Below are 12602 nucleotides of genomic sequence, written 5' to 3'. Positions count from 1 at the left end.
TTGAATATAAAACAAAGATGCTTCCAATTGTAAAAATAAGGGTTACAATATTTGCGGGTAATATTACAGAATAAAAAATGAAAAACTAAGCAGGAAGATAAATAGTGAAAACAGCTCCGTTTTTTGGTTTTCCTTTGGCAAAAATAAATCCGTTATGATTTTCCACTATTTTTTTACAAATGGCAAGTCCTATTCCAGTTCCTTCATATTCGGTTTTTCCGTGAAGTCTTACAAAAAGATCAAACACTTTTTCGGAGTATTCTTCTTCAAAACCAATTCCGTTATCCTGAAATATGAGTTTGTAAAATTTGCCTCCAATATTTTTATTTTCCAATAATTCTTCTTTTTTTGCATCTACTATTTTTACAGATATTACAATTTGAGGGGGCAATTCTTCTTTGCTATATTTAAGGGAATTTCCAATCAGATTACTAAACAATTGGTGTATCTGAAAAGGAACAACCAAAAGTTCGGGCAGTTTTTCGTAAGAAATGGTGGCATTTTTTTCTTCAATTTTTTGCTGAAGTTCATCAATAGTATTTTCCATCAGAATATTGAGATCTGTTTTTTCAAATACATTCTCATTTCGACTAGTTCTGGAAAACTGAAGAAGATCATCAATAAGTTTGCGCATTCTTTGGGATGCCAGTTTCATTCTTTCAAAATATTGCTTTCCTGTATCCGAAAAATTTCCTACCTCCTTCTCATTAAGTCTTGAAATGAAAGTTTCAATTTTTCTTAAAGGTTCCTGTAGATCATGACTTGCGATATAGTTGAAGGATTGAAGCTCTTTATTATTGGCTTCCAAATACCGATTATTTTCTTCCATTTTTTGATTTACCAGGATCTCGTCTGTAACATCCTGTGCAATAACCAGAAAATAATTTCCATTAGCTCTATCCCGTATTAATTTGTTGCTAATTCTGATATATCGGAGTTCGCCGTCATTATTTCTAAATATTCTGTGAGTAAAAGGAGGAAGATGCTTTGTCCCTTTCTTGATAAGTTCCATTTTTTGTAAAACAAAATCTATATCTTCTGGATGTATATTTGAAAGGAAAATATCAAGACTGTGTTTCTGATTGTCTGGCTCATATCCAAAAATTTTGAAAATATTGTCGGAGAAAAAAAATTCGTTTTTACGTATAAGCCATCTCCAGAAACCAAATTTTCCTATTTTTTCTGCTTGTTTTGTCCCTTCATTATAGAAAAGAATTTCTTTATAAGCCTTATGTAGATTTTCTTTGTTTCTCATTTCTTCTGTAATATCAGTTGTAATACCCAGAAGAAGAGCCTCATCAGTATCAATTCCTATTTTTTTTGCAGTAATCTGCAATATTCTTTCTAATCCGTCATTACGCAATATTCTAAAGCTAAAAGGAGAAAAAGAATTAAGGACATCTTTTCTTTCAAATTGTTTTTCTACATAATGCAAATCTTCAGGATGCAAATGCTTCTGAAAAATATTTTTATTTATTTTTACAGAGTTCGGTTCATATCCTAATATCCTATAGTGATTTTGAGAAAACGTGTATTCTTTTTTTTTGAAATTATAGATCCAAACGCCATATTCACCAATTATTTCCGCAAGATTAGAAATGTCGAGTGCTACATGCAATTCACCATTTATTTTTTTCTGCTTTCTCACTTCATCATAGATTCTGAAAAATGCATATCCTAAAAGACCGAGAGAAAAAATCCCAAGTATATACATATAAATTGGAGTAGACTTTTCGGCGAAAAAGAAATTGTCTTTCCTTTTTTTGAGGAGCTGATTTTCTATTTGCGACATTTCCTGAATAACAGATCTGATATCCATCATTGCATTTCTTCCCAAAAACAAAGAGTACTTTAGAGATTCCTTATCTGTAAGAACTCTTTTTTCGGATAATGTGCTATCTAAAATGCTTATTTTTTTGTCGATCAGTTTCTGAAGTTTTGTAAAATTTTGCAGTTGTTCAGGATTATCTTCGAGAGATTTTTTTAGAATAATTAGATTTTTTTGGATTTGTTTTTTTTCATTATTGATATAAACTTTAGTATTTGGATCCTGAGTGAGGATATAGTTTCTTCTTTCAGTTTCAATATCTTTAAGATTGCTGTAAAGCTTTTCAAGTTTCAGGGATACTTCCAGAGAATGATTCATCCAATGATTGTACTCTGAAAGTTTTTCCAGATGTTTATAAGTAAGTCCCATCAGAAAAAATATCAAAGCTGCCGAAACCACAAAAATTATGGTGAGCGAAAAGAAAGGTTTTCCGAATTTAAAATAACTCATCTCATACTTTCAGTAAAAAATTTTCCCTATTGAGACCACAAGTCTGATATTGCCAGTTGATAGTCACTACTTCCTGAAGAACTTTTTTTAAAGTGATAAAATCATCAGGTTTTTTTATATAAATGTTTGCACCTTTCACAAAAGTTTCCTCGATATGTTCTTCAGAAGAAGAAGTGGAATAGACTGCAATCACAATATTATTGAATCGGGAATTGGCTTTTATCTCATCAAGACATTCTATGCCGTTTTTTTTGGGCATATTCAGATCCAGAAAAAGTATTTCGGGCAGATTCGCTTCTTCTGAATTGAGATAGTCCATCAGTTCTACACCATCCCGAAACGTCTGGATTTTTGTAGAAATTTTGATCTCTCCAAAAGCATCTGTAAAGAACAGTCTATCATCATCGTCATCATCAACAAGGATAATATAAGTATAATCTTTATTCATTTAAATTACTTTTTTATTGTTTATTTCTCTACGTTTGCTCACTATTTTCTGAAATTGTGAGGGAGTAATTCCCGTGGTGTTTTTAAACTGAGTACTGAGATGTGCAACGCTGGAATAATTTAGCCTGTTAGCAACATCGGTTAATGAAAAATCTTCCATTATCAGCAATTGTTTTGCATACTCTATTTTCTGAAGAATAATAAAATTTTCAATGGAAGTATAGGTAACTTCGGAAAAGACATTGGAAATGTAACCGTAGCTATGTCCAAGTTTTTCGGAAAGATAAACGGAAGCTTTTATATGAATTTGTTCTTCAGAACGTATCATATGTACAATGGTATCTTTGATTTTCTGAACAAGCACCGTCTTTTGATTTTCAATAATCTCCATTCCGTAGCTTTTTAATTTTTCTGCAAGAACATCCTGATCTTTAGCAGAAAAATTTTCAAGAAATTCTACTTCCCCGAAACCTCTCATTTTGTATTTCAATCCCGCTTCTTCAAGTTTTTCTTCCAAGATTTTGGTACAAATGAAATTGAAGTCAAATTTTACAAAAATCTTCATAAGTGCTTTTTCTTTAGATTAAAGGTACAAAAAATTTAAAGAAAATACATTTTTTTTGATATTTTTAAGAAATAGCTCAATCATTCCGTTTTCATAAAAACAGAAAATAATAAATGCAGTTTTAGTAAAGTTTAAAGTAAAGAAACCAGATAATTATTATTACTGTCTTTTTTAATTTTTAAAGAAAATCCTACATGTAAATTGTTATACATGGTTTTGCAATATTGGATGAAATTTTCATACTCATTATCAAAATCATCAGGTAAGAGTGTAATATTTTGAGTAAATGTTTCTTTTGGTATAATAACATTTTCATCAAAAAATTCTTGATTTTTAAATTTCTTTTTGAATCTATTTTTTAGATTTTTTTTATTAGGAATCATTTTCAGTATTTTTTGAAGCTCATTGCATTGTATACAAATTTCTTCTTTTAATACTTTAGATGCCTTATAGGATTGTAAAAAGGTTTTATAGAATTTAAGAAATACGAAATTCCATCAGAAAATCATCCATTACATATCCGTCTCCAATATTGAGAATTATTTCATCATAGATTTTGAATCCTTGTTTTTCATATACATTTTTTGCATTATTTTTTTTGTTTACATTCAGGATAATTCTCTTGTCTCCGGATTTTTCTGTTTTTTCTTTTAGAAGATCAATTCCTGCTTTTCCAAAGCCTTTTCCTTTTGCTTCGGGGATGAGATATATTCGGTGGAGTTTGGTGGTTTCAGGTTCATAATGATGCTCAAATCCGATAAATCCTGCAAAATTTTCATCATCGTCAGAAATTAGATAATAATGATAATTTGGGTTATTCATTTGTGACATGATTTCTTCTTTGGAATACATTTTTGAAAGCATGTATTCTATTTGTTCGTCAGAAATAATTCCCACATAAGCATTTCTCCATGATTTTTGCGCAAGTTCTCTGATTTTTGGAATATCTTTTTCCTGAGCTTCTATAAGTTTCATTTTTTTAGATTTAAAAAAGTGAAATCCAAAAGGATTCCACTTGTTATTATTTTTTTAAATGTAAAAAACCTTTTTAGATGTTTTTCATTTCCGCTTTTATCTTTTCCTGAAGATTTTCGGATGCCACTACCAATGGAAGTCTAAGATAATTTTTGATGATTCCCATTTCGGCAAGAATGGTTTTAACTCCGCAAGGATTTCCCTCAGCAAAAATCAAACGTGTAATTTCTACTAATTTGTTGTGGATTTCATACGCTTCTTTCACTTTTCCATCAAAAGCAAGTTGAACCATTGTTGAAAATTCTTTAGGATACGCCTGTCCAATTACAGAAATTACGCCATCTCCTCCTGCTAAAGTGACAGGAAGCGTAAATTCATCATCACCTGAAACTAAGGAGAAATTTGCCGGTTTTTTTCTCAAAATATCAAAATATTGTAAAATATTTGGGGCAGCTTCTTTTATCATAAACAAGTTAGGAAATTCGTTTGCCAATCTTAGAGTAGTAGAGGCTTCTACATTTTGACCTGTTCTGGAAGGGACATTGTAGATAATGATCTGCTTTCCAGTTTCTGCTAAAACTTTATAATGCTGATAAAGACCTTCCTGATTTGGTTTATTATAATAAGGAGAAACTGAAAGTACGGCATCAAAAGAGGAAAGATCCGCTTCTTCAATTTGTCTTTTTACTTCCATTGTATTGTTTCCGCCAATTCCCAAAACAAGTGGTAGCCGTTTATCGTTAATTTTTATAATATGATCTGTAACTTGTTTTTTTTCGTCTTTGGAAAGAGTTGCTGCTTCTGCAGTTGTTCCTAAAACCACTAAAAAATTAGTGCCGTTTTCAATATTGAAGTTTACCAGTTTGGTAAGAGAATCAAAATCAATTGAAAGATCCTCATTGAATGGCGTTACCAAAGCAACACCAACACCTTTTAAATTGCTCATGTTTTTATAAAAATTAACTTCTCAAATTTATGAAATTTTTCATCAAAGATTTATGTTAAAAATCAAAGAATTTACGTTCATATAATTATATTTGCAATAATTATAAGGTTTTAACTATGAGGTATAGTCTGAAAATAATCCTCACATTACTGAGTTTACTTTTCTTGGAAAGCTGTGTAGCCAAAAACAGCCTGAATATACCAAAACTGAGCCTTTTGGATGTCTATGAAATTCCTTATAAAACATCTTTTGAGAATACAGAAGTTGGTGGACTTTCCGGAATTGATTATGATAAAAAAGAAAACAAGTTTTACATCATAAGTGATGATAGAGCCGAGAGAAATAATGTGAGAATTTATGAAGCTGGAATTAACCTGAATTCGGACAATAAAATACAAGATATACAATTTCAGAAAGTTATTTTCCTTAAAAATAAAGATCAGAATTTTTTCCCAGATTATAAAAAGAATCCTTCTCAATCTGCCGATCCTGAAGATTTGAGATATAATCCTACCAATGGATTTTTCTATTGGAGCAGTGAAGGCGAAAGAATAGTGACGGATAAAGATACTATTTTGCAAAATCCCAGCATTATAATTTCGAATAAGCAAGGGAAGTATATTTCTGAAATTCAGTTGCCGGAGATTTTAAAAATGAGTTCTCAATCAAAAGGACCACGCAGAAATGGAGTTTTGGAGGGAGTAACATTCAATAAGGATTTTACGAAATTATATACCAATGTTGAAGAGCCTTTATATGAAGATGGCAACAAGGCTGATACTAAAGAATATGGAAAAATCCGCTTATTTGAATTCAATTTAAAATCAAAACAAGAAAAAGAATATTTTTATTACATAGATCCCATTGCAAAAGAACCTATCCCAAAAGACGGGTTTTCTGTAAATGGAGCTTCCGCAATCCTGAATTACAATAAAAATATCTTCTTTGTAGTGGAGCGCTCTTTTTCGGAGGGACATACTGCTTGTACCGTAAAAATTTATAGTTTTGATATTTCAAAAAAACAAGATAAGAAATCTAAAAAATTGATACTGAATATGGAAACGCTTGGTGTTTTTGTAGATAACATAGAAGGAATTACATTAGGACCCAAACTGAAAAACGGAAAGCAAAGCCTTATTTTGATTTCAGATAATAACTTTTCGCCACAACAGAAAACCCAAGTATTTCTTTTTCAAATAAATTAAAACTAATTCCATTATGCATAAAAAATTGATTGTTTTAGTATCGCTTCTCATGGTAAAAACTCTTTTTGCATGGGGAGATACCGGTCATAGAGTAATAGGTCAGATAGCGGAAAATCAAATCAAGAAAAGTACTAAAAGAAAAATTGAACGTCTTACCAATCACGAAGGTTTGGCACTTATTTCTACTTATGGTGATGAGATAAAATCAGACAAAAGGTATGATAAATTCTATTCTTGGCATTTTGTAAATTTTGAATATGGAAAAAAATATGAAGAAAGCGAACATAATGCAGAAGGAGACATCATCAAAGCAATAGAAATCTGCTCCAATATCATAAAAGATGAAAAAACGTCCAAAGAAGATAAAATTTTCTATCTTAAACTTTTGGTTCATTTTGTGGGAGATCTGCATCAGCCATTGCATATAGGAAGAAAAGAAGATAAAGGCGGCAATGATATAAAACTTAAATGGTTTGGGCAGCCAAGTAATTTGCACCGAGTTTGGGATGAAGATATGATCGATAAATATCATATGAGCTATTCTGAATTAGCACAAAATCTTCCTTATAAAGAAAAATGGGAAATAAATAAAATAAAGGAAGGAAATGTGATGGATTGGATGTATGAATCTCAAAAATTAGCGGCTACAATTTATACATCTGCAAAACCGGATGAAAACCTTTCATATAAATATTCTTACGAATATTTTCCAATGGTAAAAAGTCAATTGTTGAAGGGAGGTGTTCGTTTGGCTAAAATCTTAGACGATATTTTTTCATAAATGATTTAATAAATTTTATTTTAATGAAACAATTACATACAATATTATTTTTTTTCTTTATTGCTTGTACTTTCCAAGCACAAAATATCTCTTCCAACAAATGGAGTGATTTGTTTTCTTACAATAATATTCTGGCAATAAAAGAAGATAATGGAAAACTGATAGCAGCAACAGAAAATGGAATATTTTTCTATACTATTGCAACGGGAGAAATTTCTAAACTTTCCAAAGTAAACGGTCTACATGAAGTAAAAATTTCAGCTTTTGATTACAATCCTGAAACCCATATTGGTTTGGTAGGATATCAAAACGGCAGCATGGATATTATTACAGAGGAAGGTGTTACTTTGGTTATGGATATTCCTATAGCGAGTGGTTTTACAGGGAGTAAAAAAATTAACCATATTTCTATAAACGGAAATAAAGCCGTAGTTTCTGTTGCATATGGAGTTTCTGTTTTTGATCTTCAGAAAAAAGAATTCGGAGATACTTGTTTTTTCTTATCAGGTAGCAATTATATTGATGCCAAAGAATCTATCATTAAAGATAATAAAGTCTATTCTGCAACAGCAAATGGACTTGTTACCCACGAAATGAATGTTACTTTTCCTGTATTTTCCACATGGACTACTGCTTTTGCCGGAAGCTTTTCTCAGCTTTCAAATGATGGTGTTATGGTTTTATCAGGATCGAATCAGATTTTTTATGGGAATGGTAGTACGTTTACAGGTTTTCCGGGAAGTTATACTTCTGTAAATGATATTGTTGTATCCGGACAAAATATTTTGATTTCGGATCAAAATAGTGTTAAAGTATTTAATCAAACAGGAGCTTTAATAAAGCAAAATAATTTTGGAGAAAAAGTAAATACCGGACTTTATATAGGAAATCAAATTTATGGTGGAACCAATTTATCCGGAATAAAAAATGAAACGGGAGATTCTATAAAGCCTGATGGTCCTTATAATAATGCTTCTTATAAGATTGATTTCTACAAAAATCAAATTGTAATTTCCAGTGGAGGAAGAGATGGGTATAACTCTCCGACCGTTAGAGATTTAGGATACTATCATTTCGATGGTACTAAATGGAATTATCCGGAATATTTTATTGATAATCCTATTAACTTTAATGTACTAGATGCTGTAATAAACCGAACAAAGCCTACTGAAATCTTTTTTGCGAATTATTATTTTGATACGCCAAATCAAAAAGGAATTTACAAAATGGAAAATAACCAGTTTTCCAAAGTATATGAAAATTCATATCCAAGTATAAAGAATCTAGTAGGTGGATTAGGCTTTGATGATAATAAGCAACTTTTTGCAACTGCTTCATTTTTGGGCGATGATAATAACAAAATAGGTTATTATTTTTACGATCAGGGATCAGATCAATTTATACTAAATAGTGTCATTGTTTCAGGTGGGGTTCAAAAGCCTGTTTTAAATGATGGTGTACTTTATATTCCTTCTCCTTTTTTTACTGGAGGTGGATTACTTTTATACAATTATAATAATTCTCCTTCTTCTACTTCAGATGATTCATATAAAATTATCAGAAAGGATAATAACCTTCCTGCGGACGGCGTTGTTTCAGTTGCAGTAGATAAAAATCAAGATGTATGGATAGGTACAAGAATTGGCTTAAGAGTTCTTTCTGATCATAAAGGAGCAATTTCGCAGGAATCTCCTCAGACTGACCCAATAGTTATTGAAGAAAACGGATTGGGAGAAGAATTGTTCAGAGATAATACTGTTCTACAAATTGCAGTAGATTCTGGAAATCAAAAATGGGTGTCGATTGACGGAGGAGGTGTTTTTTATTTAAGTTCTTCTGGAGAGCAGACCTTTTTGCATTTTACAAAATCTGATTCTCCATTGCCATCAGATAGTGTAACAGACATAAAAGTAGACGAAAGTAACGGTAAAGTATATTTTGTAACTATAGATGGAGTGGTGGTTTATCAGGGAGATGTTGTAAATGTGAGTGAAAATTTTGGAGATGTGCTTGTTTATCCAAATCCTGTTGTATATGCAAATTACAAGGGAAATGTAAAAATACGTGGTCTTGCCCAAAAAACGAATATAAGAATTACGGATGCTGCCGGAAATCTTGTGCATCAGGCAGTAGCAAATGGAGGTTTCTATGAATGGAATCTTAATAATCAGCGTGGTGTAAGAGTGGCTTCGGGAATTTATTTTGTTCTTATGACCAACGAAGACGGCACAGATACAGCAACAGCAAAAATTGCAGTAGTAAATTAATGACCGTTTTTAAAGGTTTTTTACTTTCATATATTCGTTATGGAGATTATGACGCTATATTGAATTGTTATACAAAAGATCAAGGATATGTAAGTTTTTTTATGAAAGGAATTTATTCTCCCAGAAATAAAAGAAAAGCATATCTTTTTCCTTTGAATGAATTGGAATTATCTGTCGGATCTTTAAAACAAGGTAAGATTCCCAGTATTTCCAAATTAGAGCTTATTCAAAGTTTTTATGATGAGAAAAATCTGAATCAGAATTGCGTCCTCATGTTTTCTTCTGATTTTTTGCATCAGATTTTGAGGAATGAAAATGGAAACTCAATTGTTTATTCGGAGATTCAATTTTTTTTAAACAAACTTTCAAACCAAAATTTTGCGGCATATATTGCACTTGTTTTCAATATGCTGCGTTTTAATGGGCTTCTTCCTTTATCTGGTTCTGAAACATTTTTGGATCCGGAAACAGGAAGGTTCACACATTTAAAAAATCATCATTTATTTGACGAAAAAATTTCGGAACTATGGAAGAAATTCAGTTCTGAAAAAGATAATTATAGCATTATTCTTTCCCGAAAAGAAAGAAGTTTATTTTTAGAAAGCCTGATGTTATATTATAAATTGCATTTTAGTGATTTTCGAATGCCTGATTCTCTGGAAATTCTAAAGCAGATTTATGAATGATTTTCCTTTTCAAAAAAGGCTTTTCAATATAATTCCAAATAAAAATAGAAAACACAATAATAATAGCAAAACTTGTTAATAATCCTATAAAGGAATATCGCTCATATATTTTTTGCTGTATAAATATTTGGATGATAGGATAGTGAATAAGATATATACTGTAAGAAAAGTCTCCATATTTGGCGAAATTTCTTAACGGAATTTTCATAAACGCTATCCAGATAATCACAACTCCTAAAGCAAAAGGAAATAAAAGCGTAGTAGGATAAAATATTTTCTCAATAATGATGATAAGAATAGCAGGTATTACAAAATACACTGAATGCTTTCTAAAAAAATCCAAATTCAAATATAAAATAATACCACTTACAAAGTAGCAAAGACATCCCGGTAATTGCTTGGCAAACATATAATTCCAATATTTTCCCACTACATGCAAATACAGAATCGAAATAAGATATAAGATAACAAGAATGATGTTTTTATTCTTTCGTGTTTTGTTTTTAAGAAAAAAGTATAGAATCGGAACCAAAACATAAAACATGATTTCCACTTTTATAGTCCATAAAGAACCGTTTACAGAACAAGATATATTTTCTGTAAAAACAAAAGGAATACATGGTTTTAGAAAATTTAGGAAAATAATATTTGCTCCCAGATATTTTGCCCATTCTTGAGAAAAATAATTAGAGTAATCCGTTTTTGAAAAAAGAAATAGCAAAAATGAAAAAAATAAGATTACAAAAAAATAAGCAGGTAAAATTCTTTTTGCTCTCTTAACCGCATATTTTTTCACATTTTGTAATCTTTCAAAGCTAGAATATACCAAAAAACCACTAATTACAAAAAAAGAAAACACACTGTAATTTGGAAGGGAAGCCAAAAAATCATTTCTGAATTCAGGGATTCCACTCAAAAGTATAGCGTGTCCTATAACGACTAAAACAGAAAATAAAAGCCTTAAAAAATCAAAATTATTGTCATGTTTCATTGGCAATCAGAATAATCTTTTAAGGTAATTATTCTTTTATATTTTAATCCATACTATCTGGTCTGTCAGAAGTTTTATAAACTTGAAAATTGAAAATAAAACTTCTGTCTGTAAATGCATATCCTGAATAATTGTAATGCGCATCTCTCGCAAAAGCAGCTCTGGATGGAACTATGATTACACCTTGAAGATTATAGTCACTTTCATCAGGAATATTAAATGCTTCGAAATGTTGGAGAGCCTCTCTAAAACCTTCTATTTCATAATAAGAATGGCCATAACTTGTACCATATTTGTCATTATAAGCCTTTAAAACAGAATTTTTCACATAATAATATGCAGGATCTTCTTCTGGTACTCCGGTTCCGGCAATCGTATTTCTAAACGTAATACCAGAACTGAAAGAAACAACATCATCTTTTTTTGTAGCAACATACGATATAGAATTCGACATTATTTTGATGATATCTTTTGTTCCGATTGCAGTTCCTGAGCTAGGTTGCGCTCCTTGTCTTACAATGTAGATAACACCAGAAGATAAAGTAACGGGATTTAAGGCTGAAAGTTTTGGATAATTATTATCAGAATCATCATTATCATCAAATTCTTTAATATTGCCTTTTGTATCCAAATAATGCTCATTTAGAAATTTTGTAGTAGCCAGATTATCGTATTCATTTTGGGTTTCAACGCTTACTTGCTCTGTAGTTGTTTCATCATCTTTATTACAAGAATTAAAAGCCAGAGTACAAACGGCAAGACATAAAAAAATTTTTTTCATTTTTTGATTTATGATTATATTGCTCAAATATTCAGCAAATGTAAAAATAAAATATGAGAATTGATAAATTTTTGTGGAGCATTCGTTTTTATAAAACACGAAGTATAGCAGCAGAGGAAATTAAAAAGAACAGAGTTTCCATAGGAGATAACGCTGTGAAATCTTCTCGTGAAGTAAAGCAAGGCGATGAAATTAAGATTCGTAAAAACCAAATAGATTATAAAATAAAAGTTTTAGATATACCTAAAAGCCGAGTAGGAGCTAAATTGGTAGCAGATTATGTAAAAGATATTACAGATCCGCTTCAATACGAGATTCTTAAAATGCGAAAATCTTCTCAGGATTACTATAGAAATAAAGGAGAAGGAAGACCTACTAAAAAAGACAGGCGCGAAATGGACGACTTTATTTCCGGTTCTTCCGATGAGCCTGATTTGATGGATGAAGAAGATTGGCAAAATTTTTTTTCTGAAAATGAAGAAGACTTAGAGCCTGTTTAAAAATTAAATTAGAAAAAGTTTATGACGATTATTTTCAATAAAACATTTATATAAAAAATTGATTGTCAGTCGTTTAAGTTGATTATTTTTCGTAACTTGTTAGTTGTTAATCAATAAAGTTACTTCATGAAAAATTATTCAACCAACATTTCTGACAATCAGTGGCAATTTATAAAAAAG

Annotated in this window: 13 protein-coding genes; 5 read left to right on the top strand and 8 right to left on the bottom strand. The window is 30.7% G+C overall.

Annotated elements, in window-relative coordinates; genetic code table 11:
• Nucleotides 1-85: 85 nt before the first annotated feature.
• The 6 genes from AC2A1C_RS15075 to dapA all read right to left on the bottom strand — a co-directional run bounded on the left by AC2A1C_RS15075 (nucleotide 86) and on the right by dapA (nucleotide 5211).
• Complete coding sequence (locus AC2A1C_RS15075; protein WP_484026729.1) at nucleotides 86-2278, bottom strand: CHASE3 domain-containing protein; 2193 nt, start codon at nucleotides 2276-2278, stop codon at nucleotides 86-88.
• 1 nt (nucleotide 2279) lies between these two features.
• Nucleotides 2280-2726 carry a response regulator gene (locus AC2A1C_RS15070; protein ID WP_484026728.1) on the bottom strand — a complete coding sequence of 149 codons (447 nt, stop codon included), beginning with the start codon at nucleotides 2724-2726 and terminating at the stop codon, nucleotides 2280-2282.
• Nucleotides 2727-3290, bottom strand: coding sequence for a helix-turn-helix domain-containing protein (locus AC2A1C_RS15065; RefSeq protein ID WP_484026727.1), 564 nt, complete (start codon nucleotides 3288-3290; stop codon nucleotides 2727-2729).
• A 131-nt stretch (nucleotides 3291-3421) separates the two neighbouring features.
• Complete coding sequence (locus AC2A1C_RS15060; RefSeq protein WP_484026726.1) at nucleotides 3422-3673, bottom strand: hypothetical protein; 252 nt, start codon at nucleotides 3671-3673, stop codon at nucleotides 3422-3424.
• Nucleotides 3674-3767: 94 nt separating this feature from the next.
• Nucleotides 3768-4265, bottom strand: coding sequence for a GNAT family N-acetyltransferase (locus AC2A1C_RS15055; RefSeq protein ID WP_484026725.1), 498 nt, complete (start codon nucleotides 4263-4265; stop codon nucleotides 3768-3770).
• Nucleotides 4266-4338: 73 nt separating this feature from the next.
• Nucleotides 4339-5211, bottom strand: coding sequence for a 4-hydroxy-tetrahydrodipicolinate synthase (gene dapA, locus AC2A1C_RS15050; RefSeq protein ID WP_484026724.1), 873 nt, complete (start codon nucleotides 5209-5211; stop codon nucleotides 4339-4341).
• Between the two features lie 116 nt (nucleotides 5212-5327).
• Here dapA and AC2A1C_RS15045 point away from each other — a divergent pair, with 116 nt between their 5' ends.
• Genes AC2A1C_RS15045 through recO form a run of 4 tightly spaced genes read left to right on the top strand, consistent with a single transcriptional unit; the run spans nucleotide 5328 to nucleotide 10150 of the window.
• The gene (locus AC2A1C_RS15045) at nucleotides 5328-6416 is read left to right on the top strand and encodes an esterase-like activity of phytase family protein (RefSeq protein WP_484026722.1); all 1089 of its coding nucleotides are present in this window, start codon (nucleotides 5328-5330) and stop codon (nucleotides 6414-6416) included.
• A gap of 13 nt (nucleotides 6417-6429) precedes the next feature.
• Nucleotides 6430-7197, top strand: coding sequence for a S1/P1 nuclease (locus AC2A1C_RS15040; RefSeq protein WP_484026721.1), 768 nt, complete (start codon nucleotides 6430-6432; stop codon nucleotides 7195-7197).
• Between the two features lie 23 nt (nucleotides 7198-7220).
• The gene (porZ, locus tag AC2A1C_RS15035; RefSeq protein WP_484026719.1) at nucleotides 7221-9464 is read left to right on the top strand and encodes a type IX secretion system anionic LPS delivery protein PorZ; all 2244 of its coding nucleotides are present in this window, start codon (nucleotides 7221-7223) and stop codon (nucleotides 9462-9464) included.
• On the top strand, nucleotides 9464-10150 hold the full coding sequence (gene recO / locus AC2A1C_RS15030; protein WP_484026718.1) for a DNA repair protein RecO: 687 nt from the start codon (nucleotides 9464-9466) through the stop codon (nucleotides 10148-10150). Before porZ ends, recO begins: the two co-directional genes overlap by 1 nt.
• On the opposite strand, the gene AC2A1C_RS15025 is transcribed toward recO, so the two are convergent.
• Both AC2A1C_RS15025 and AC2A1C_RS15020 read right to left on the bottom strand, forming a co-directional pair.
• The gene (locus tag AC2A1C_RS15025; protein ID WP_484026717.1) at nucleotides 10095-11141 is read right to left on the bottom strand and encodes an acyltransferase family protein; all 1047 of its coding nucleotides are present in this window, start codon (nucleotides 11139-11141) and stop codon (nucleotides 10095-10097) included. The two genes, recO and AC2A1C_RS15025, sit on opposite strands and share 56 nt — an antisense overlap.
• A 43-nt stretch (nucleotides 11142-11184) precedes the next feature.
• Nucleotides 11185-11922 (bottom strand): hypothetical protein, encoded by a 738-nt coding sequence (locus AC2A1C_RS15020; protein WP_484026716.1) that lies wholly within the window; start codon nucleotides 11920-11922, stop codon nucleotides 11185-11187.
• Nucleotides 11923-11975: 53 nt separating this feature from the next.
• Here AC2A1C_RS15020 and AC2A1C_RS15015 point away from each other — a divergent pair, with 53 nt between their 5' ends.
• Nucleotides 11976-12422: an RNA-binding S4 domain-containing protein gene (locus AC2A1C_RS15015; RefSeq protein WP_484026714.1), complete on the top strand. Its 447-nt coding sequence runs from the start codon at nucleotides 11976-11978 to the stop codon at nucleotides 12420-12422.
• Nucleotides 12423-12602 lie beyond the last annotated feature (180 nt).

Source organism: Chryseobacterium sp. HNCC26DJ241 (genome assembly GCF_057180505.1).
Note: the sequence above shows the minus strand (reverse complement) of the source record. Positions and strands in the feature narration are given on the sequence as shown.